Below are 24,438 nucleotides of genomic sequence, written 5' to 3' on the forward strand. Positions count from 1 at the left end.
GAGCAAATGATTATTGGGTTATAAATGGAAAGGAAAAACGGATGATGGAGGGATGCTGTGAGGAGGGACTGTGGGATTGGTGGGATTAATCGAGTGTAGGCTATGGGAGCGGTGGGGGTAACTGCGGGGAATGTTTGGACTTCCGGTCGCTGTTATGTTTGGATTTCCTGATTTGAACCGCTGGCGGCGGTAGAAATCCAAACATAAAGGCGAACGCTGCCGCTCCGTAAGGATCAAACTTCCCCTTCGTTACTTTCACCTCTCCAAGGGTTTTCCTTTCCATTCATATGGAAAGGGAGCAGAGTAAAAACCACCGCTGGTTTCTGCGGTGGGGGACAATCGGTGGGGATTAGTCGGGAAGAAAACCTGGAGCAGTGGGGAGAAGTTACTTGCGATGGATGGAATTTAGGATGTGTAGCAGTTGTTGTTAGTGGGAATGGGTTAGGTAGAGTGAACAATAGGGCGTGCAAGGAACAGTTAGTTGAAACGTCATGGCATGGGCGGGGAGATTATTGGGAACATGTACAGTTACTAATGAGAGAAATCTGCAGTCTGGCTGGGTCAATCCAAGAGACTGATTACAATCCCCCGCCCTTCTATCCTACTTGCCCGCCTCTGCCCGGGCCTCAGCGGCGGTGTATTCCTGGATGATCAGGTTGCCGCCGCTTGTTCTCCATTTTTCCACCTGCTCGTTGAATTCCTCAACAGTGATATTGCCGATGATGTAGTTGTAGGTCGCATCTACGATAATCGTCGACAGCTCCACATTTTTCTCATCATAGGTTGGAGAGCTTAAGCGCAGGGTCGGGTCATCCACGAGAAACTGTTCGTTGTCCTTGCTGAGCTGGTCGGCCAGGGCGGTCAGCTGCTCTTTTTTCTCCACTTCCATAATGTTCTTGTTGCCGAAGTCGGCGATCATCAGGGAGTAGAGCGGATTCACTTCATTTACACGCAGCTGTGAAGTCTCCTCCGGAAGAATCACCTTCCCGCCTTCCAGCTTATAATGCCGGCCCTCGAACCCGTATTTCATCAGATTGGCGACATCCCGGTCCATAGTCCGGTCAAAAAAACCAAGCACCTGCTTCAGCTCCTGCTCCGTGGCTATGGCTTTTTTGGAGAACAGGTAAAGGCCGTTGTAGTTCGGGATGGACCATACTTTATATCCGTTTGGCCCCTTAATCCGGTTAATTAGTGTAAATTCAGCAGCCGGATTGATCGTCTGAGCCTCACTGGAGAGCCGCTGCACATCCGTCATGCTGCCAATAAAAACACCGGCCGTTCCCCGGATAAACTTATCCCGCTGGACCTCCTTGCTGGTTAAGGCGAAATCCTGATTTATCATTTTCTCATTATATAATTTCCGCATGAAATTCATGGTGTTCATATATTCAGGGGTCACGAACTCAGGGATAAACTGATGATTCTCCAGCTTCCAGTTATTCGGAGTACCGAAATAGGAGCTGAGTGTCTTAAACACGCCGTACACGAGATCGTTGCGGTCGACCAGGCCAATGGTGTCCTGTTTGCCGTTTCCGTCCGGATCATTATACGTAAACTGCTTCATGACCTCATACAGTTCATCCAGTGTTTGCGGCTTGCTTAACTGAAGATGGTCCAGCCAGTCTTGGCGGATGATGATTCCTTGCCTGGAGGAAGGGCGCTCGGTATACAATCCATAGATTTTGCCGTCTACAGCAGCCTGGTTAAGAATCGCAGGGTCCAGCTGTTTCAAATTCGGGAACTCCTGCAGATAAGGCCCGATCTCCCAGAAAGCTTCTGAGCGGATCGCACTTTTCAGCAGATTATAATCCGTGAACTTCACAAAGGTGACTTTGCCTAACGAATTGGTTGTCAATGCTGTATTCATTTTATCTGTGTAGACACCTTCAGGAACCCAGGTAATGTCGAGCTTAGCCCCTGTCAGCTTCTCAAGTTCTGCCATAATATCCTTGGAGGGCTGCTGAGGGAAATGCAGAGGTGCCAGGATGGAAATGAACGGCGCGGTCTCTCCGGGACCGGTCCGGGGTGACTCGTTGTCACTGCAAGCGCTTAACAAAATGAACGAGAGCAGCAACACCCAACAGCAATATCGGCGCACCGTTCTCCCTGCAAAAACTCTGGACATCCCTTTATCCTCCTAAAAGTTTGGTCAGTACATACCTAGCATAATTACGCTCATTTGTGAAATATAACTGCTAATTATTGAATAATCTTCTATACAAAGTAATAATTAGAGATAATGATTATTGCGGCACCAGATGATTATTGTTATTATCCTAGCTGATGAATACACTTAAATGAGGCGGTTGCTACTACCCAAGTAAAGGTGCTGAAAATCAGTGAAACACTTAAGCTTCCTGAGTAAATTAACTTTATTCGCCTTTGTCATCAGTACGCTGCCTGTGGTGTTCATTGGCTCTTTCTCCTATCTCACATCCTCCAGCGAAATTCAAAAAAATGTTAACAAAAGCAAAATGGAACTTATTTTACAAATTAACTCAAATGTAGAGCATAAGCTGACTACTGTCAACCAAACCTTAAACCAGGTTGTGAATTCTTCGGTATTAAAAAAAGCACTAAATAACCCGTTAAATGTAACCGATTTCATTTTATATAATGACTTAAGAAACGAAATCCGTAATATGCAGTCCTTTGATACAAAGCTCGAAGATGTGATCCTGTTAAATCAACGGCAAAATTGGATGATCAAAAACTCCGGCCTCTACCGCCTGAACGAATATAAGAATTATGAGCAGCTCTCCAATCTGATGAATGTTCCCGACAACACCTCCTGGGTGCTGAACCCTTCCTCGCTGTTCTACAGTGAGGAGAGCATCAATGTGACGGGCTGCGACTACAGCATCAGTCTGATTAAAAAGCTGCCGACCAACAAACTGCAAAAATACGGACTTGCCCTGGCAAATATTCCAGCCTGCAGCCTGCAGGACTTCATCAACTCGGAAGTAGATCCGCTGGACAGCATTATTGTGCTGAATGAGTCCGGCACCATACTGCTTCACCCGGACCGTTCGATGATCGGAGAGCCTGTGCAAAAGGGCGGATTTGCGGATCTTTCGCTCGTCTCCGATCTCAATAAACCTTCGGGACAATTCAAAGCCGTCATGGACGAAAAGGACTATTCCGTCACTTATCTGCGTTCCCAATTGAACGGCTGGATCTATCTCTCGGTCACCTCCATTGAGAGTTTGACGAAGGAATCCAACAAAATCGGAACCTATACCCTGTATGTATGTGCCGTGATGCTGCTGCTGTCCATCCTGTTCGCATGGCTCGGCTCCCGCCGTATGTACAGCCCGATCGAAAGACTGCTCAACCAGATGGGGCTGCGCAGACCCGGAATCAAATCCCGGCATACGGATGAGTTCCAGTTTATCGGCGAACAGGTGCATCATTTATTTCAGTCCAAATCACAGCTGGAGAAGGAGGTCAGCCAGCATATCCGGCAGGTCCGCACCTTTTTCCTGACCAAAGCCTTTCAGGGCAATGTCAAAAAACGCGAGCTGCTCGAAGAGCTGGAGCAATATGGCTATCACACTCAGATGGAAGAATGGAAGACGATGGCTGTCATCACGTTGAGCATCGACTTCTCTGAGGATACCAGCTATGAGAAAAAGGATCTCCATCTGCTGTTATTTGCCGCGCATAATATGATCGAGGAACTGGTACCCCCGGACAGCAGGCTTGCGCCTGTCATTATGGATCATGCCGTGGTGACCTTGATTGGCAGCAAGGAGGGCAATGCAGAAGCTTTTCACCGGTCGCTCTATTCATTGACAGAGAATCTGCAGCAGGAGATCAATAACTACCTGAAGCTGCAGGTCAGTATTGGCCTGAGTCTGCCCTTCCATTCCTTTGATAAAATATCTATCGCCTACAGAGAAGGCCTGGAAGCTCTCAAATACCGGATTACGCTCGGCAAAGGCATCATTATCCAATACGAGAACATCAACTCCGGCAAACATTATCTGAACTTAAACTATCCTTCGCATACCGAAAATGATCTGATGGACGCCATCAAGCTGGCCGATACTGAAAAAGCGAAGGAGCTGCTGCATAAGCTGTTCAAGTGTATTTTTGCGCTGGGACTGTCCCCGCAGGAGTACCAGATTCCGCTGACCCGTCTGCTCAATAATATCCTCATTATGATGCAGGAATCGGGAATTAGCCTGAAGCAGATTTATCATGTGAACGGCTCCTTATTCGAAGAGCTGACCGACCTCCACATTGTAGCCGAAATCGAGGACTGGTTCTGGAGTATGGTTATTCTGCCGATGATCCGGATTTTTCACAGCCGGCAAAATGCCCAATATCACAACATTTCAGAGAAAATTATTGATATTGTCCAGCATGATTATGACAAGGATCTTACGCTGGAGGAGTGCGCTTCACGCCTTCATTACAACGCCAACTATCTCAGCAGCGTCTTCCGCAAGGAGACCCAATATTATTTCAGTGAGTACCTGGCGATGTACCGGTTCAAAATGGCCAAAAAATGGCTGGAAGAAACCGACATGCCAATTAAGGACATTGCCGCAAGGCTCAGATACAACAATTCGCAAAATTTCATCCGCTCCTTCCGGAAGCAGGAAGGGATGACCCCCGGCCAGTACCGTGACAACGTAAGCTCCAGAGCCCAAGGCGGGACCGGATAAGTATCGGGGAATCCTCTGCCGGTTGTGAATCCTAAATAGCCAGATTTAGACAAGTGGAAACGGCTTTGCCGTCCTTTTTAAGGACGGTACCGTTTCAGCGAGAAATAGAAGGATAAGTTATCGTGTGAAACATATAAATTCTTATATTTTGACAAAAGCCGTCAACATTCCAGCAGGTGTACGCTGAGGCTGACGGCTCTTTTGGATGATAATAGGGATAGGGTGTTGGCCCCATTGGGGTTACTTTCAGGCACTCTTAGGCTTGCGCGCTTTTCTTGCTCTTATGAACCAAATGATGGCAACTGCCAGGATTAGCACTACGCCGCCACCGGCAATGACGATATTCCTGACGTTTGGCACGTAAACGACCATCTCGAGCGGCTGCGAATCAGCCATTGTAATATGCCAAGTCAACGTATTTCCGTCCTGTTCGGCGGCATTGTTGGCCCCATACAAATCATAAGGAAGCGTTAATTTAAAATCGACCGCAAGGTTCTGCAGCAGCATGCGGACCAGAGATTTCGGCACGCTCAGACTTCCGATCCCGTCAATAATTTCATCCGAATAGGCATTCAGCTTCGGCTGGGCTACCACATCGTATTTGGTGTACAGCCAATTATTAACCTGTTCAACCTGCGTGTCCACAATGTCCAGCTTGCCAGCGTTTGCCTGCAGGTCTTGCAGCGAAGCATAGGCTTTGAGGAATTGATATTCTGTAGATTTACCGTTCTGGCTTTTTTTCAATTCAATCCCGGCAGCCTCCAGCCTGGTGGTCAGCACCTCTTCCAGCTTTCCGCCAACCATCGCCTCCGCCCGGGAATCCAATAAAATGCTGAATGCAAGCTCCAAACTCCCATCCTTCTTCACCGTCATATGCGCCGTACCACTGGCACAGCCGGTAAGCAGAACAACCATTGTAATCATCAGAACCACAAAGTAACGTCTGCGCCGCCCTAACGAGGGCAGCATCGATTGCTGCTGTTGTCTTAAGTTCAATGCCGCACCTCCATTCTTCTTTTTCGTCTTTTTATGATGCTGTATATGCGATACGCGTTTATTCTAATCATTCCTCATATCCGCCCCACCAAAAGCTCTCCTTCAGTTGCACCTCTTTTTCCTTTATCCTGGCAAGTCAGCAAGTCAGCAAGTCAGCAAGTTATCCGGTATTCATCCGCCAGAATAGTTCTTCTACCTGGCAAACTATATAGATTGAATTTGTAGAATTCCTTGATTATAACCGCTATTTAGCGGTAGAAATCCGAAGACTGCTTATGCTTTCGATGCCAGCTTTCCTTCAGAAAGCTTTCAGACGGACACTACCGTTCCTCCAGTTCCAAAATCCCCTCCGTTGCTCCTTTCCTTTATCTCAAGTTTTTGTTCAATCTATATAGTTGTATTTTGTACAGCTAAAACCGACCGTTTCGCTGCGTTGGGGAGGTTAGTTGCACTCCATACACTTATATGAACCAAATCTAGCTAAAAACACACAAAACTATTTTTTAATTGCACAAGCTGCAACTATCTCTCAAAAAAAGCAGATTCTGCCTGATATAGTTGCAGGAAATACATTTATATCGGTGCTTAGCTTTCATTCCATGGGCAGAGTGGCTTTCTATGGTCTTTCACAGTTCTAATGATAGCAGTCCGCTTCGTAGAAGTCTAAACCATTCGCGGCGTGGTTTCAAACCCAATCATTTTATCCTGTGTTCAGAAAGAGGCTTATATTTTAAACAAAGTGGTGCTGGCGTTGGCGTCGGCGTTGGGGCAGCACCAATTACAGTAACTGTTGCTTTGGCTGCCACACCCGTTCCCTCCACCGTGCCGTTCACAATAGGTAAAGACAATATGCGTCCACTCATTCAGCGGCAGAAACTCCTCCGGTGACTGCTTCACATAGAAGCCCTTAGCTCCGTCAACGAATACAATGCTGGAATTGCCGTTGTAGGTGACAAAAAATCCGTTGCCGGCAAAGCTGCCCTCCGGTTTGAACCATAACAGCACATTCTCCTTGTCATTCATGGCGCCGGTGCGCTTAATCCAGTAGGACAGCGTCAGGCTGCCCGGCTGCAGCTTTGGATCGTTGCCCGCATGGGCAAAGTTGCCGCTTGTTCCGCTGAAGGTGAGCGCCTGGTTCTTGTGTCCCTGTCCGCTCCAATCGGGCGAGCCGTGAAGTGTTCCGTCACGCCCGCTTCCCGAAACATCTTGAACCGTAATTCCCTGACCTTCATCAAAGGTATAGCGGAGTGCAAGCTCCGGGAAGGGAGCAATAACCCGTTTCGTCACTGTTACATGAGCCTGGACTTTCGTTTCCGTGCCCACAACGGTTCCATTCACTGTGAACAGGCTGCATTCCTTGTCATACAGACTAGGGTCTACCGGCTCCCATTGTACCGGAGCCTCGGACACACTGCCGTCCTCCAGTGTCGCCTTGACCGTTGCCGGAAGCTTCGGCGCCTCCTGAGCCGGAGTAGTCAGCATGGCATCCTCGACCGAAACAATATTTCCGGCAGGCGCGATTAGAGCTGCAATTTCGGCAGCACTAAGGGCTCTGCTGTAAATGCGGAAGTCGTCAACCAGACCGTCAAAATACGGATCTGCGAATTGTGATTTGCCGATGTAATTATTTTTGGTCTTGCCAAGGTCGGAAGGCCGGAGCGTCATGTGGTCATTTCTCCCCGCCTCCACACCGTCGGTATACAGGACACCCTGAGTACCCGTGAGCGTCACGGCCACATGTTTCCACTCGCCGGCAGGCAGTGCAGGCATTCCAGCAGGTTGCGGGCAGCATCGGCACCTCTGGTTCCGAGGTTGACGGCCATCATCACCTCGGCATTATTCTTTTGCCCAGCGGATAAATTCATTGGTTCCCACTTCATTGGTCTCCACCGTTCTCCCAATTGTAACCGGATACAAAAACGACAAAAAAACCTTGAAAGGCATTTCGCCAATCAAGGTTTCCTGTAATTAAAGCATTTAAAGCATCGGTAAGATTCCTAATATCGTAAAAAGCGCACCCGCACATATGGCAATTGTTCCGGAAAATTTAACCGATTCCAGATAGTAATCGCTGGGATCGGCATCCCCTTTCACTTTCCATCCCACATTCATCCGCCATCCACTGGCTGGATTCTTGCGGATATATATCCCGAACGCTACAGTGGAGAGTCCGAGAATCATGATGACAATTCCGGTAAGCATATAATCAGCCCCTTTCGAGATTATACGGGCATACCCGGAAAGTGTTTCTTGCCATTCCTTTTTTCGGAATACTATTTTTTCAAATGATAAGGCACTGTAGTTATGATAACGTTCCTGCGGTAAAGCAGATGTGCACGGATCAGCAGGCTGGACTGGTTATGCAGGATGTTGTGCCAGCCCTTCTTCGGAATAAACTGCGGTACAATCACGGTCACCTGGTAATTCGATTCACTCGCCTTGCGCTGCACGGTGTCGATAAATTTGGTCAGCGGATGAATGATGCTGCGGTAAGGCGAATACAACGTCACCAGCCTCACTTCGGGATGGAATTTCTTCCACTTCTCTTCGAATATAGCATCATCCTCCCGCTCGAAAGGAACGTGGACGGCAATAATCTGTTCGGCGGACAGCGACTTGGCATAACGCAGCGAATTCTCCACCACATGCGTAATTCCGGCAACCGGAAGGATGATAATATTCCCCTCAATCGCCAGAGGCGGTTCGCAGGTCGTAATCCGCAGCTGATCAGCCACCGCTTCATAGTGCTTACGGATACGGTAAAAGAGCAGGATAATCAGCGGTAAAAAGATCAGCACTGGCCACACCTGCGTAAATTTAGTCATGAAAAACATCATCGTGACGACAAAGCTGATGACTGCCCCGGTTGTGTTGATAATCAGCTTAGGAACCCAGCCTTCCGGCTTCTGGCGGATCCATTTGATCATCATTCCGGTCTGTGAGAGGGTGAAGGGAATAAATACGCCCACCGCATACAGCGGAATCAAATGTTCAGTCCGGCCTTCAAAAGCAATGATCAGAATAATGGACAATACGCCAAGACTGACAATCCCATTGGAATACCCCAGCCGGTCGCCGCGGACCGTGAACATTCTCGGAATAAATTTATCCTTGGCCAGATTGACCGCAAGCAGCGGAAAAGCCGAATATCCGGTATTAGCCGCCAGAACCAGAATCAAGGCCGTTGTGCCTTGCACAAAGAAATACATAAAGTTCCGGCCAAAGACCTGCTCGGCAATTTGTGAGACCACCGTAACCTCTTCATTAGGGATGATCCCGTAATAATAAGCCAAGAGCACAATTCCGGAAAACAGGACCGCAAGTAGGATCCCCATCGCCGCCAATGTTTTGGCCGCATTGTTCGGTGCCGGAGCCTTGAAGTTAGGAATGGCATTGGAAATGGCCTCCACTCCCGTCAGCGCCGAGCTCCCGGAGGAAAAAGCCTTCAGGAGCAGAAACAGGCTGATCCCGGCTACCGGTGTACCGATGGGGGTATGCAGTTCAGCAGGCACCCGGCCTGTTAGAACATTGAACAGACCAAGTCCGATCATAATAAACAATGCAAGAACAAATAAGTAGACCGGATAAGCAAGGAAGGAGGCCGATTCTGTAACCCCCCGCAAATTCAGCGTCGTAATCAGCAGGACAAATAGAACGGCAATAATTACATTATACGGATGCAAGCTTGGAAAAGCCGAAGTAATCGCGTCAGTACCGGCGGATACACTCACCGCAACCGTCAATATATAGTCGACCAATAGCGAGCCGCCCGCAATCAGGCCGGGATAATTCCCGAGGTTTTCCTTGGAAACGACGTAGGCTCCGCCGCCGTGAGGATAAGCATAAATAATTTGCCGGTAAGATAAAATCAGGGCCGTCAGCAGCACCAGAACACCGATGGCAATCGGGATGGAATACCAGAAGGCTGCTGCACTAATGGTGATCAGAACCAGCAGGATTTGTTCAGGACCATAAGCGACGGAGGATAAAGCATCCGAAGATAAAATAGCCAGCGCTTTGGTTTTGTTCAGTTTTTGGTCGCCCAGTTGATCCGACTTAAGCGGACGTCCAATTAGCAATCTTTTTACCGAAGACATCATCAGCCTCACCCGCACTTTTTTTAATGTTATATTACCCTTGGAAGTAAAAAATAATCTCAGTCCGACCGGAGTATAAATTACCTTATTGCTTAAAGTATATCTTGATCGGTACAATCCATCCCATAAATATACATTTCAGCAACGGATTGCGCAATAGATTTAATTATGACTATCTCTGGACAGCCAAAAACAATCAGCCTAAACCGGCTGCTCGTTGTGAGCTGCGGTTCAGGCTGACTGGTGGATGACAACGGATTGCTTAAGAAATCACGGTCTTAACAGGAACAAATGCTGTACAATAACTGCCGCCTGCGCCCGGGAAGCCTGCGCTTTAGGCGCATAGCTGTTATTGCCTACGCCTTGAATGATCCCCGCTCCGCTCATAGCTTGAACTGCTGCCAGTGCGTATTCGGAAATGTTGGATGCATCCTTGTATGCAGCGGATTGGCCCGAACCCTGAAGCGGCAGATGGGCCTGCCGGGCTGCGCGGAATGCAAGCAGCGCCATTTCCTCACGGGTGATGGGTGCGTCCGCACCAAAGGTTCCGTCAGGTCTGCCCAGTACGATCCCCAGCCGCTGGGCTGCCGCAACGGAACTGTAATACCAGTCATCCGGTGCCGCATCGGTGAAGGTGCTTGCCGCTTCGCTATCGTCCAAATCCAGCGCCAGCATCAGCATCTTCAGGAACTCCGCCCGGGTTACCTTCAAGCCGGGCCCGAAAGTATGTGTATCCGTCCCCTCAAGGATTCCCCTGACGGCAAGTGCTTCAATACTGCCCTTCGCCCATTCCAGTCCGGCAATATCGCCGAAGATACTCTCTGCATAACCTGCAGCATATTTACTGAAATGTGCCGGACTGAAGTCCACTTTCCCGGTCAGCAGGTTGTATTTGGAATTTCTGATGACCTCCGCCTGACCCTTATCAAGGATATGATAAATGACTATTTTCTCGGCTGCAGCTGCAGCCGGACGGTCATAATTCAGCGATACCTTCAGGCCGCCGTCAAATTGCTTCACCAGCTGCCCGTCAACGGAGAATCCCAGTTCATAGATATTGCCAAGGCTACCCTGAACCGCAATCTGTTCACTGCCTGAGTTGGCAACAGCAAATGTCAGGCTTGAGGAAGCTGATCCGGCTGCCCGCCGAATAAGTTCCGCATCCAGCCGGAGGCTGGACAGTCCCAAGTCTATCTCCACCGTCCGGATTCTCCCGGAAACGGCTTGAACCATTACCTGCGCCGGCAGCGTCAGCTGCACGGCCGTGGTATCCGCAGGGGAGCGCACTTCAATCCGGAGTGTGTCCGTCTGAACGGCTTCCACCGCCTGTGTGATCGTTATTGCGGATAGCTCTGCCGTGGCTTTTCCATTCACATTTGCTGCCAGGGAAACTGTAATTCCATTGGCACCTGCTGCAATTTGCGGTTGTTTGCCGGCTGTCACGGTAGACGGCAGATTTCCGCCCGGTTGCGGGGTCTGGCCATCCTTGATCTCCAGATTCATCGTCCCCGCAACGCCCGGACTATCACTGGAGGCTGCCTTCACGGTGATCTTTCCGGCAGCTATTGCAGTGACCAGACCCGTTTCCGTAATGGTTGCCCTGACCGTAGAAGAACCGTCGGCATTATACACGGACCACGTAACCGTGGTACCGGTGGTACCTACGGGCAGGACAGCCGCATGCATTTGCAGCTTTTGCCCGGTCTGCAGTACACTCACGTTGCCTGCAGAAGTGACGTTTATTTGGGTAGCAACTTTAGGAATGACCCGGACAACAGCCTGCGTCTCATGCTTAATCGGGAAATTCAGGATCCCATTCGAACCGCTGAAAGCAGCGAATTTCAGCGGCACTGAAATTTCAGCTGCCGTCTCCTTGGCCCGGAAGCTGATTTCGATAAATTCCTTGGCGTCGGTCAGAGCAACTCCTTCCGCCGCTGCTGCACTGACGCTGAGTTGCCCCGGATGATCTGCGGAGATAGGAGTAAGCGTAATCCCCTCAACGAGACTCCGGGCGGAGATAAATTCTATCCCTGCCGCAGCATAATCCAGCGTAAAGTCTGCGGAGTATACCGACTTGTAGACGGAATCAGTAACATTGGCAATACCGACCCGGTAGGCAAATTCCTGCCCGGGCGACACGGTGACAGGCCCGTTCAGCGTCGCCGAAGGCAACCCGGCCGCAACTTCCGCCTGGCCGCTAATTACCACCTCCAGACTGCCGCTGATCCGGCTGCCGTCGAGCGCAGCCGCGGTCACTAGAACGGTCCCGTTTGCTTTTGCCGCAAGCAGCCCATTCTCATCAATGGAGGCCTTAGGGGTAGAAGTTATTCCGTCAGCCTCCGTCACAGTCCAGTGCACGTTGCGGTTGGCCGCATTCTCCGGAAGCACAACTGCCTGGAGCTGAAGAACACCTTTATCCGTTTCGATCGTCTTCCTCCCCTCTTCACTACTTACAGTAATGGAAGAGACCTTCTCTCCTGGCACTTGAGATTGGCTCAAGAGGCGCATCGGCGGCTGCGGATTCCAGCCGTCGCTGCCGGCCAGCACAGCCTGAACGGTAATGGCCTGCGCCTCTTCTGCCGTTAATTGCTTGGACCAGCTGTAGCGTGCGGCTGCGTTGGCCCCCTCCCCATAGCTCATATACTCGGAGAAACGTGCCGTCCGGGAACGGCCTTCATACCATTCATGCCAGCCGCTTGGCTTAATGTGGGCTCCCATATCCGTATTGATGAAGGTGGAGCTGCCATAGTCTCTCCACGGTCTGCCCAAGTCCACGCTCCCCGCGGCCACCCCTTCACCGGCAGTCAGGCGGTTATTCAGGAATACATATCCCGGTTTACCCGCTTCCGTGGAAGGAGCAGTTACATAGCCGACGCCCGCGCTTTGAATGACATTGTCCACGAACACCGCAGCGGCGTTGCCGAAGATGAAATCCACAGTCCCTTCAATATGGCTATCTACGAAATAAGCTCTTCCTTTATCTGCGAACAGCGTATCCTGATAGCCGAGCAGCTTGACGTTGCGGTATACGCCCCGGTCCCCTTCGGCATATAGCGCTACAGCCTGCCCGGCAGTCCGGCCAGCACTGTTCTGAACCGTCATATTCTCCAGCGTGAAATCTGTTGCCGCCACTTTAAGCGTATAACTGCCGCTGGTGCCCATTTCTTTGCCGTCCGGCCCTATCGTCTTGGCCGAGTCTGCGTTGACGAGCAAGGTGCCTTCCCGGCTTTCGCCGATGATGCGCAGATTCTTCTTGCCTGCCGGCACCAGCACCTTCTCTGGATACGTTCCGTTCTTCACCTTGATGATCGTCATGAGCGTGCTGTTATCGGGTGAAGCCAGGATTGCTTCGTTGAGGGTCTTGTAATCTCCCGCCCCGCTCTGATCGACTACTATAACCGGGGCCGGAACCGCGCTGACTGCCATGGACGGAAGACTTGCCGCGCCTCCGCTGCCGTCAACGGCGATTACTGCATAATCATAAGCGGTTCCATTTGCCAGTCCGGTATCGGTATACGCTGCTTCACCGATTCCTTCAGCAACTACCTTATAGTCGCCGCCAGTCTCCGAACGGATAATCCGGTAGCTGCTGTTGCCTGCAGATGCAGCCCAGCTCAGCTTCACTTCCCCGTTGCCAGGTTCAGCCGCAACCCCTTGAGGAATTCCGGGCTGGCCGGCATTCTGGAACGGAACCGTTCCGGCTGCATCCGATGCCAGCCCGCTGCGGGTACCATCGGCGGCGGCCACCTTATAATAATATGGCGTACCATTCGCCAGTCCGGTATCGTCATAGCTGGTGCCGCTGATCTCGGCAGCGAGCAATTCATATGGGCCTTCCGGCGACAATGCCCGCGTTACTCTATAGCTTTGCGCGTCCCCGACGGCCGTCCAGTTTACCTTAACGGCACTATCACCGGCCTGGACGGTTACTTCAGGCGTTGCCAAGGCCGGGAGCGGCTTTGCTTCCACAGGCAGTGAGTCCTCACCCTCCCCGGCAACATTGACCGCTGAGATGATAAAACGGTAAGTTTGCCCGTTGGTTAACCCGCCGATGCAGTAAGCGGTATCCGTGAGGCCCTCCGCCACCGGTTCATAGCGGTCCGCTGCTGCATTCCATTGCTTGACGGTATAGCTCTCCGCATATTTCACCGCATTCCAGCTCAGCTCTAGCTGGGCATTCCGGCTTACCGCCGCAAGCTGCTCCGGCGCGGGCAATTTCACTGCCGAAGCGGAAGGAGTTATGCTGATTTCATTGGAGTTGCCCGATTCGCCGGATAGAGCCACGGCTGTAATAACGTAATAATACGTGGTTTCATTGGTGAGCTCCTTATCCACATAGGAAGTCTCCGTAATGGCACTGGCAACTGTATCATAGGGGCCGCCGGCCGTAAGTGCCCGTTTAACATTATAGGAGGCTGCCCCTTCAAGTGCAGGCCATTTCAGCTGCGCCGCTCCGTTGCCGGGAAGACCGTTTAATCCGAGCGGCGTTGCGACTGGCTCCACGTAAACCTTCAGATTATCCAGATAATAATTGCCGGACCCGCCGCCCGGTGTTTTGGACAGGATCCGCCCGATACCATATCCCGCAAAATTTGTGGTGGTGAACGGAAAAGAGCCTGCAAGCTGGTTGTCGATATAGACATCGACTTCATCACCCTGCACGTCCACCTTCAGCTTCAGGTTATACCACTGGTTGAGTGCGTAGGCGTTCATCAGCTGATGGTATTGGCTGCTCCCCCTGCTCATCGTCAGTGTGTATTTGCCCGCTGCGGCCGGAAGCGTCGGTTTGCGGCTCTCAATGGAGAACGCGGTTTTGCTTCCATCCGCACTCTGGGCCTGCAGGAACACTGAAGTGCCCGATTCCGCAGCGAACATAAAATCGGTATCAATCACCAGCGCACCTGTCATTGGGGTGAACCTGCGGATAAACTGCACATTGCCGTTCGCGGAATCATACACATTCAGCACTTGTGCCGACGAGTTCCCCTTGCTTCCGGATGGTGTGGCAGACACAACCAATTTTTGCACATCGGTCTGTGGATTCGGAGATACCTCATAATACTCCGGCGTGGTGCCCGCAGCCACCCGCTCGAAATCCTCATCCACATAATAGATATTGCCCGCTTCAGCCTTAGGCTCGGCACTCGCCTCGTCCGAATCGAAGCTTTCACCGAATTCGTTCACGGCACTGACCGTGTAATAGTAGGTTTTTCCCGGACTTACATCAAGATCGGTATAGAGGTTGCCTGAGTTGTCTTTGCTTACCAGGGTATAAGGCCCGCCCGAAACCTCACTTCGTTTAATGCCGTAGGTCTTGGCATATGGGACCGGCTCCCATTTCAGCTCCACCTTCTTGCTGCCTCCCGCAGCTGTAAGTCCAAGGGGTGTTGCCGGGTACTTATCGTCAAGGATTTTCAGTTCCACACCGCTGAAGCGGGAGATATTATAGCGGTTGACTTCGTTATCCGCCTTGGCAGCATCGGCGGCAAGACCCATATAAACCGTCTCTTTCAGCCCAAGGTTCACTGTGCCCACCCTGCTCCATGCCACCTTATCCGGCGAGATCAGCCCTGTCACTTCATCGCCAAGCCGGACCAGCTTCACCCAATAAGGGGTGGTGATAAAACTATCAGGTTCCGTCCTAACTACCTTGTCCCCTGTAACGGAGCGGGTAATCAGAACTCCTTTTTTGCCATATTTTACATAAGGAATCGCCATCATCGCCATCTTGGCATCAGGCTGCAGGCTGTCGCGGATCATCACTCCCGCTTTCGCATCGTCATCTGTCGCCGTTACGGAATCAATCTTGGCAATCAGTTCTCCGTTGCCCTCCAGGGTCTGATAGGCAAAGTGGAAGTTATCCTCTGTTTTAACGCTCTCCGAGGTGGCACCAACCAGCCCCGCCGATTTAACCGTGACCTGCCCGGTCTCTGCATTAACCGAGGTCTGTCCGGCAATGCCCGGATTTCCGATATCCGCTGAGGTCCATGGACCGGTACTGCCTGAGGTATTGACGTGAACTGCAACATTGTCCGACTGCGTCTTAAGGCCTTTGTTGTCGGTGGCCTGAACAACGAGATAATAAGTTCCGTCCTGCACATTTTTCCATTCGAAACGGTAAGGCGCTGTGGCAGCTTCTCCCTGCTTCACACCATTTACGATAAATTCAACCTTGGCTATCCCGTCTTTGTCGCTGGCGGAAGCCGTTAAGGTGACATCACTGCCCGCCTCCAGAATCTGATTGTTGGTTGGATAACTGATAGCGGTTACAGGATTGCCGGTATGTTCTCCGCTTGCTGTGGCCTGAACAATCAGATCATTCAGATAAACTTCAAGATTGGTGTAGCCTTCACTTGACAGCAACGTTCCGTTGCCGTCGGCAGGATCGGACGGCGACAGGCCTCTTGCTGTTTCCCAGGCGTCATCCATTCCGTCATGATCCTGGTCAACCACCTTTGAAGCGGTCTCCGGGTAGTCGGGATACCCGCCAATTTCCAATGGAGAATTGATATGCTGCCCGGTACGGTTCTTTACATCATTCATCACACGCGCATCGTAGGCATCCCGTCTCGGCAAAGTGGCTCCTGCATCGGCCAGAACATTCGCATACGCATCGCTGGCCGGCTCTTCCGCATAAGGGTTCGGCATCACTGCCGGCTCCGCCAGCTTTGAACTGTCCGAGTAGCTCTGAACGCCTTTCCAGTTATCCGCTGTGACCTCCGGACTGCCGTCCATCACATTTCCTGCCAGATAAAGCTTCGTAACCGGCGCTACTTCCCCGAATAACTGCTTTTTCACGCTGCTGTAAGTATTGGGGCCATTTTTATAATAGTTGTTGCTGATATTGTACAAATAACCTTCAGCTCCGCCACCATAGGTCGATGCGAAACCCCAGTTGTAAATAACATTGTTCGTCATTTCCGTCAGATCAACCAGCCTCGTTATCGTGGGCAGTCGGGGATTGCGGCTGGTACTATGGGCAATAAGGTTATGATGATAGCTGGCATTTTTGCCGCCCCAGATGCCGCCGTAGCCGTGCCGCCCTTTATGATGGCTGGTCATCAGCATGCTTTCTGCGGAGATCGACCATTGCACCGTAGTATTCTCGTTGTCATACAGGCTGACCACTTCATCGACCGACCAGCTGAACGAGCTGTGGTCAATGATGATGTTCTTGTGATACCGCGAACCGAAGGCATCATCTTCACTGACAATCCGGTCTCCGAGTCTAAAGCGCATATAACGCATAATGATATTGTCGGCTTCTATGGATGTCGTATAATCGGCTACGGTAATGCCATCACCCGGTGCGGTCTGGCCGGCAATCGTCAGATTGGAGCCGGTGATCTTCAGCGACTCCTTCAGACGGATCGTTCCTCCCACACGGAATACGATCGTCCGGTTGCTCCCGCTTACCGCATCGCGGAGAGAACCGGGAATCGGCGTTTCGTTGCGCCCGTAATCAGCCAACGTTGTAACCTCATACACAGCCTGTGCCCTGCCGCCGGTTACATATTTGCCGCCGCCCTCTGCACCAGGGAAAGCAGGAAACGCTTCCAAAAGTGCGGCCTCAGCAGTGCCGAATGGAACACTTGTCGCAAGGAGACCGGCTATCAGCAGCTCCGCCAACCATTTTTTCTTCATACAAAACCTCCTGGTTATATGAGAATGCGGAGAGCCCCGGCAGTTGCCGGAACTCTCCGAAAGTGAAGCCTTCTTTATGCCTTCCCTTGATAGCGGAAATACGAGAAATCGGCGCTGCTGCCTCCGAACTGCCCCATATCATGCGCAGCAATACCTACGAAGTTGCCTGTGAAGCCTCCAGAAAGGAAGCTTATATTATATTCTCCGCCCAGCGGCTTCCACGCCGCCGCTTGACCGGCAAGATACATAAACTGCGCGTTCACTTCGCTCACTTCCACTGCAATCTGCACAGTTTCACCTGCATTCAGATCAATGATGACAGGCTCGGCAGTAAATTCATCGGCTGCGCAGCGCATCAGCCGCAGCACTTTACCGCGTCCTTCTTCATGGCTGATATAGGCGTACAGATAATTATCTTCATTGAGGTACAGCAGGAGACCGGCCATCTGCAGATAGCTGGCTGGCTCGGCTTCAAGCGCTGTCTCTGCGCGGAAGCTGCTGTCCGTCTGGCGGATGGCCAGAATATGGTGCCGGAACAGGCTTTGCACCGATTCTCCGGCCCTGATCCGCAGCCATCCTGGTCTTTCTGCCAGAGAACACCAGCTTTCATCTGCCGTTATCCGCAGTGTATTCCAGTTCTTCTTCAGCACCGGACCGCTGAAATCATCCTCGAAATCTAAGGCGCGGTTCTGCTTCCCGACCTTCGTTCCTTTCGGTGCCTGCACCTCCAGCAGAGGTGTGCTGCCCCCGGAGGTCAGCCGCAGCCAGCCGTCTTCGGTCCAATATACCTGCTGCAGGGCAGTTTCACGCCCGAGAATGGCATATTCACCCTCCAGTGGACGTGTGCATAAATGTGCCATATACCATTCCCCGTCCGGTGTCTCGACCAGACTGCCGTGACCGGCGCATTGCAGCGGCAGCTCAGGATTATTCCGGGAGGTCAGCATCGGATTGAGCGGATCTACTTCGTATGGTCCAAGCAGTGAAGTGGAACGCGCCACAGTTACAGCATGGCCGGAACCGGTGCCGCCCTCCGCGGTAATCAGGTAGTAATAGCCGCTGCGCTTGTAAATATGCGGTGCTTCGGTCTTCTTGAGTTCGGTGCAGTCGAAGATTTTGACCGGTTCACCGATTAACCGGCGCTGCTCCGGAGCGTATTCCTGAATGACGATGCCGGAGGATTTATTGCCTTCGGTGATGCGGTAATCCCAAAGTTCATTCAGCAGCCATTTCCGCCCGTCCTCATCATGATACAGCGACGGATCAAAGCCGCTGCTGTTCAGATACACCGGCTCACTCCAGGGTCCTTCGATGTCCGGGGCGGTGATCAGGTAGTTATGACAGTCCTTGAACGGCCGTTTCGTGCTCTTCACATCTGTATAGATCAGGTAAAACAATCCATCCTGATAGCTGAGCTGCGGCGCCCAGATGCTGCAGTTTTTCGGATTTCCCCTCAGATCCACCTGATGGGTCAGAATATCCGTACAATGCTCCCATTCGGCCAGATCTGCGGACTGGTACACCCGCACACCAGGCAGCCATTCAAACGAGGATACCGCAATATAATACATTTCTTCTGCCCGTACCAGGCAAGGATCCGGGTTAAAGCCCCTTAATATTGGATTCTGTATAATGCCGGTCTTCGTGTGCTCTGAAATCATTCCCTGGCTCCTTCCGTTTGTCATGTTCCAACATCATTCTTCCAGACTGCTGAGATCTTCCTGTGAAGGGGCTAATGTAACCTGCTGCACCAGTTCCTCCGCTTGGCGCGTATTTCGGGACTGGCAGCCGCTGATTTCCACCTCTTCCCCGTTCTCAATATAAAACGCCGGCCCTTCATGATTCTCTATCGTTACCTGCCGGAAGCGGATATCCCTGACATTACCGAGATAGAAGCCGCGGTTATTCATCTCCTGAATCCCGGACATCATCGCCGGACGCCCCGGTACGGCATTCTCCGCCATGGAAATATCGATATCGGAGAAGGTAATTTCCGAAATATATCGCTCTGCCAAACCGTAGAGAAAACCTGCTGCCGCATGAACCTGCCGCGCGGTAATATTGGCAAAATGAATCCGTCTGAAGTTTGGAGTTTCCTCCGTTACCGGATAGGGATTTTTGTCCCAGACATATTTGTCCTTGCCGCGTGGACCGCAGAAGTAATAGAGGTTCAGAATAAACGGACAGATTACGTCCTCCATCACAATGTTGCTGACACGGATGTCTTCGACCACACCCCCGCGCCCGCGTCTGGACTTCAGCCGGATGCCGCGGTCCGTCTGCTTGAACACGCAGTTGCTGATGACAACATTGCGGATATCACCGCTCATTTCACTGCCCAGCACCACACCGCCGTGACCGTGAATCATGGTGCAGTTCGTAATTGCAATATTCTCGCAAGCAATCCGTTCCTTCGTGTCCTCTGTCCCCGCCTTAATGGCGATGCAGTCATCACCCACGTCGATATGGCAGTTGCTGATTCGCACATTCACGCACGATTCCGGATCAATGCCATCTGTGTTGGGTGAATCGGCCGGGTTGTGGATCGAAAGATTATCAATGGTCACATCCTGGCAGCGGATGGGATTGACCGTCCAGCTCGGGGAGTTTACCAAGGTCAAATCTTTAAGCGTAACCCTGTTGCAGCCGTCGAAGCTGATCAGCTTCGGCCGGGGATACTGCAGCTCTTCGGGGGAATTGCGCTGCTTCTCCCACCACGGCCCGCCGTTACCATCCAGTTTGCCGCCGCCGGTCACTGACACATTAACCAAGTTCATGCCGAAGATGCAGGAAGCATGAACCCCCTGCTTCACTCCCTCCCAGCGGGACTCCACTACCGGATAATCCTCAGGCTCCGAGCTGAAGGAGAGGACAGCACCGGGGCTTAGACGCAGTTCGATATTGCTGCTAAGAATGACCGCGCCTGTACGATAGGTGCCGGAAGGAATATAAACAGTACCGCCCCCGGCTTCGCTCGCCGCTTGAATCGCCCCGGTAATAGCTGCCGTCGACAGCTCCTTGCTGTTCTTGTGTGCTCCAAAATCATCAATGCTGTAGAATGACATATGGCTTCACCTATTCCTTCCCGGCGGCCGGACGCTGCAGGAATTCGTACTCTCCGCAAGCGAGCAGGAATGCGCCAAGCCCTTTTTGATCATTGGTGATGATCGGCTCACTGATATAGTAGGCGTAGCTGCCGTCTCTCCGGTCATCCCCGCCGAGTCCGGCGACTTGGCAGTTTTTGTTCAGGTTAACCCAGCCGCTATTGGTCACAAGCACGAATTCCGCGATCAGCCCCTGATAGGCGCTGTCCAGCGTTTCGAGCCAGCTGTTATCCAGCACACCAAGCCGGATGCCCTTGGCGATCGCATAGGTAATCATGCTGGAAGCGGAGGCCTCCAAGTAATTGCCTTTGCGTCCACCCTCATTAACAACCTGATACCATACCCCGCTGTCTTGATCCTGATATTTGCGCAAAGTGGAGAGCGTATCTTGAAGAATACTCACCAGCGTGCCGTAATCGGCATGTCCGGCCGGAAGCATCTCAAGTACATCAGCCAGTGCCATCACATACCAGCCCAGGGAGCGCCCCCAGAAATTCGGTGACAGTCCGGTTTCAGGATCACACCACGGCTGAACACGCTGTTCATCCCAGGCATGATACAAGAGTCCCGTGTGTTCGTCCTTGGTATGGCGCGCGCACAGGATGAACTGGCGGGTTACATCATCCAGACCTTTCCCTTCTTCGAAGGCGAGCAAATGCTCCAGATAAAAGGGCGATCCCATATACAAGCCATCAAGCCAGATTTGGTAGGGATAAATTTTTTTATGCCAAAATGCACCTTCCGAGGTCCGGGGATGCGCTGTGATTTGCTTTCTTAACAATGCGGCTGCCTTTTTGTATTTCTCCTGGCCTGTTTCCCGGTGAAGAACGAACAGCAGCTTTCCGTTATTGAGATGATCAATATTGTATTCTTCGAGCCGGTAGCCCTTCACTGAGCCGTCTTCCCCGATGAAATAGTCCATGTTTTCCTGAATATAATGGTAATACTTCGCTTCACCGGTCTGTTTCCACAGCAGTTCGAAGCCCTTCAGAATAACACCGTAATCATAAGACCATTTGCCCTGATACCCTTTGTCATCATATAATCTAGGCGTCCGTTCCATGATGGAATCCGCCATCTTTACAGCCCAGTTCAAGTTTGCTGAAGATTTAGTCGTGTTTGCCATGTGTTCCTCCTTGGTTGGATAAAATACGGTCCTATCCGCCATCATCGGCAGATAGGACCTCTTTGCTATGCTTAATTCACAGTACCGCCAGCTTTCACTCTATTAAGGGTTAACTGCTTTGTAGGCAGCTTCATATTCGGTAATAATCTTGCTGCCGCCTGATTTTTTCCACTTTTCGATCTCAGATTTATAGCCGTTCAGGTCAATTTTCCCGAGGATATATTTATAAGTGGCATCCGTAACAATCTTTTGCAGCTCCGAGCCTTGGGTTGTGTGGGTCTCGGATTCCAGCGAAAAGGCAGGATTAAGCACCCCATACTTGGCATTTTCTTCGATCAGCCGCTCTGCCTCAACCTTAAGCGGATCGGAATCATGAATCTTATATCCGGTTTCTTTCACACGGGAGGACGCAAACGGCTGAACTTCCTGCTGCCACAGATCGGCATCTTTAATAGTAACAGCCATATCGGCATCCACCGTATAATGAACATCCTGTATACCGTAAGTCATAAGGGCGTAGATTTCATCGCTCATGGTATCGTTCACAAATTTCAGAATACGCTTCAGCTCTTTCTCATCCTTGACTTCCGATTTCGGGAAGGACAGCAAGCCGCCAATGCCGTTGGCGCCCGCCCAAATCGCACGGTCCGCTTCATTGCCCGTTGAGGTGATGTCATTGACCATAACCAGCTCCATGTTATCCTGGATGCCCTTGGCCGATTTCATCAGGTTTTTGCTGTCAAACAGAGCACCTACATAAATTCCGGCTTTACCTTGTGCAAAGTTCTGCTGCTGGTCGGTTTTGGCCGTTACGGCAAAGTCTTGGTTGATGTAGCCGCCTTCATACAAGGCTTTCATATAATCCATGGTTTTAATGTAAGATTCCGTATCGAACTCCGGTGTCAACTTGCCCGCTTCATCCGCAGCCCAGATGTTTGGGGTTCCGAAATAAGAGCTCAATGTTTTGAATGCTCCGTAGACGAGGTCGCTGCGGTCCATAAAGCCGGTTGTATCCTTTTTGCCGTTGCCGTCAGGATCCTTCTCCGTAAACGCTTTCGCAACTTCCATCAGCTCGTCTGTAGTCTTCGGCACCGCTAGACCCAGCTTATCCAGCCAGTCCTTGCGGATGATGACACCATTTCTGGCTACCGCTTTCTGGAATGGTATGCCATATAGCTTCCCTTCGATCGATGCCGAGGTGCGGGTATCCTGGGAAATCGCCGCCAGATTCGGGAATTCATCCAGATAAGGGCTTACTTCCCAGAACATGCCCGATTTCAAGGCATTGCGGACTGAGGAGTTATCCAGGATCGTCAACGTGACCATATCCGCCAGGGAATCGGAAGCAAGTGAAGTATTGATGCGCTCTTCTTTGGAAGCATCAGGAATCCAGGAGAATTCAATGTCCGTATTCGTCAATTCTTCAATTTTGTTCAGCACGGTGTCCGTTGGCGGTGATGCCGTATGCAGGATGTTCAGCCAGCTAATCTTGGCTTTGGCCGTCTCCGTTGTTGCCTCGGATGAGTTCCCCCCTGCATTCGTGGCTTCCGCCTGTCCGTTGTTTGCGTTATTAGAGTTTCCTCCGCAAGCTGAGAGCACAAGCCCGCTGCACAACATCAGAGCTGCCAGCTTCTTGTAATTGCGATTCATGTACACTACCCCTTTTTATACGTAATGGTGTTGCTGTATCTTCCACCCCCGCCAAAGGCAGGGGTTGAATTCAGTGTGTGCATGGCTTAATATACGCCGTCTTCTCCAACCTTCTTGGCCAGCTTGTTTGACAGCATGACCAGGACGAGGCCAACCACGCCCTTGAACAGGCCGACTGTGGTACTGAAGCTCAATTGGCCATTCTTGAGACCGGCGGTGTAAATATAAGTATCGAAGATTTCCCCGACTTCGCGGTTCAGGGAGTTGATCAAGAGATACATGTGCTCAAATCCAAGATCCAGCGTATGTCCGATTTTCAGAATCAGCAGGGTGATGATTACCGGGCGGATTGCCGGCAGGGTGACATGCCAGGTTTTGCGCAATCTTCCTGCACCGTCCATCTCTGCAGCTTCATACAATTGGGTATCTACTACAGTAATAGCTGCCAAATAGATAATAGTCGACCAGCCAAGCTCTTTCCAGATGATCTGTCCGATATACACGATACGCAGCCACTCTGGCGAAGTCAGGAAGCTGATCTTCTGTCCGCCAAACGAAGCAATGATTTCATTCAGCACCCCGCCGTCCACATTCATGAATACATAAGTAATGGAGACAATGATAACCCATGACAGGAAATGCGGGATATAAATGATCGTCTGGATCGCACTCTTAAACATCTTGTTCCGGACCTCATTCAGCATCAGTGCCAGAATAATCGGCAGCGGAAAAAAGATTACAATATTCAGCGCAAATAAGATGAGTGTGTTGCGCAGCAGCATAAAGAAAGTAGGTTCCGTAAACAAACGGATGAAATGCTTAAGCCCCACCCAAGGACTTCCCGTGATGCCCAGATACGGCTGATAATCCTGAAAGGCAATAATCATTCCGCCCATAGGCAGGTACTTAAAAATAACAAAATACAAAAATCCCGGCAGTATCATCAGATACAATAGCTTGTGTCTTTTTAAACTCAGCAGGCTGTGTGCCGTTTGCTTTTTCCTCACCGGCGCAGCATTCAACTCCATGGTGACATTTGCCTCTTTCAATGTTCGGCCTCCTTGATCGCGTTTCTTTACGATTCCCAGATTACGGTCATTTGCCGATTACGTATATAATCATTAGTTACGGAGGCGCCACAAACCGCG

At 51.1% G+C, this 24,438-nt stretch carries 12 protein-coding genes and 1 pseudogene; 1 reads left to right on the plus strand and 12 read right to left on the minus strand.

Going from position 1 to position 24,438, the window contains the following annotated elements:
- Positions 1–601: 601 nt before the first annotated feature.
- A complete protein-coding gene (locus tag NST07_RS29025; protein ID WP_341379746.1) occupies positions 602–2,125 on the minus strand; it encodes an extracellular solute-binding protein in 1,524 nt (507 codons plus the stop codon).
- 214 nt (positions 2,126–2,339) lie between these two features.
- Between NST07_RS29025 and NST07_RS29030 the strand changes: the two genes are divergently transcribed.
- On the plus strand, positions 2,340–4,673 hold the full coding sequence (locus tag NST07_RS29030) for an AraC family transcriptional regulator (RefSeq protein WP_341096175.1): 2,334 nt from the start codon (positions 2,340–2,342) through the stop codon (positions 4,671–4,673).
- Positions 4,674–4,919: 246 nt separating this feature from the next.
- Here the strand turns inward: NST07_RS29030 and NST07_RS29035 are convergent, their stop codons facing one another.
- From NST07_RS29035 to NST07_RS29085, 11 genes and pseudogenes are all read right to left on the minus strand, one after another.
- Positions 4,920–5,669, minus strand: a complete 750-nt coding sequence (locus NST07_RS29035; protein WP_341096176.1) for a hypothetical protein — start codon at positions 5,667–5,669, stop codon at positions 4,920–4,922.
- Between the two features lie 723 nt (positions 5,670–6,392).
- Complete coding sequence (locus NST07_RS29040; protein WP_342480642.1) at positions 6,393–7,439, minus strand: LamG-like jellyroll fold domain-containing protein; 1,047 nt, start codon at positions 7,437–7,439, stop codon at positions 6,393–6,395.
- A pseudogene (locus NST07_RS29045) lies at positions 7,439–7,556 on the minus strand (hypothetical protein); the annotation flags it as partial. The gene NST07_RS29040 and the pseudogene NST07_RS29045, both read right to left, overlap by 1 nt.
- A gap of 90 nt (positions 7,557–7,646) precedes the next feature.
- Entirely contained in the window at positions 7,647–7,871 is a 225-nt protein-coding gene (locus NST07_RS29050) for a DUF6199 family natural product biosynthesis protein (RefSeq protein WP_341096178.1), read from the minus strand.
- A gap of 71 nt (positions 7,872–7,942) precedes the next feature.
- Positions 7,943–9,769, minus strand: coding sequence for an APC family permease (locus tag NST07_RS29055; protein WP_341379749.1), 1,827 nt, complete (start codon positions 9,767–9,769; stop codon positions 7,943–7,945).
- 267 nt (positions 9,770–10,036) lie between these two features.
- On the minus strand, positions 10,037–17,410 hold the full coding sequence (locus NST07_RS29060) for a pectinesterase family protein (RefSeq protein ID WP_342480643.1): 7,374 nt from the start codon (positions 17,408–17,410) through the stop codon (positions 10,037–10,039).
- Between the two features lie 74 nt (positions 17,411–17,484).
- Complete coding sequence (locus NST07_RS29065) at positions 17,485–19,095, minus strand: glycoside hydrolase family 43 protein (RefSeq protein WP_342480644.1); 1,611 nt, start codon at positions 19,093–19,095, stop codon at positions 17,485–17,487.
- A gap of 9 nt (positions 19,096–19,104) precedes the next feature.
- Positions 19,105–20,475 (minus strand): glycoside hydrolase family 28 protein, encoded by a 1,371-nt coding sequence (locus NST07_RS29070; protein WP_342480645.1) that lies wholly within the window; start codon positions 20,473–20,475, stop codon positions 19,105–19,107.
- Between the two features lie 10 nt (positions 20,476–20,485).
- A complete protein-coding gene (locus tag NST07_RS29075; protein WP_341379753.1) occupies positions 20,486–21,640 on the minus strand; it encodes a glycoside hydrolase family 88 protein in 1,155 nt (384 codons plus the stop codon).
- Between the two features lie 102 nt (positions 21,641–21,742).
- Positions 21,743–23,290 carry an extracellular solute-binding protein gene (locus tag NST07_RS29080; RefSeq protein WP_341096188.1) on the minus strand — a complete coding sequence of 516 codons (1,548 nt, stop codon included), beginning with the start codon at positions 23,288–23,290 and terminating at the stop codon, positions 21,743–21,745.
- Between the two features lie 86 nt (positions 23,291–23,376).
- The gene (locus NST07_RS29085) at positions 23,377–24,318 is read right to left on the minus strand and encodes a sugar ABC transporter permease (protein WP_341097778.1); all 942 of its coding nucleotides are present in this window, start codon (positions 24,316–24,318) and stop codon (positions 23,377–23,379) included.
- Positions 24,319–24,438: the final 120 nt, after the last annotated feature.

Source organism: Paenibacillus sp. FSL L8-0340 (assembly GCF_038593145.1).
Taxonomy (GTDB): domain Bacteria; phylum Bacillota; class Bacilli; order Paenibacillales; family Paenibacillaceae; genus Paenibacillus_AQ.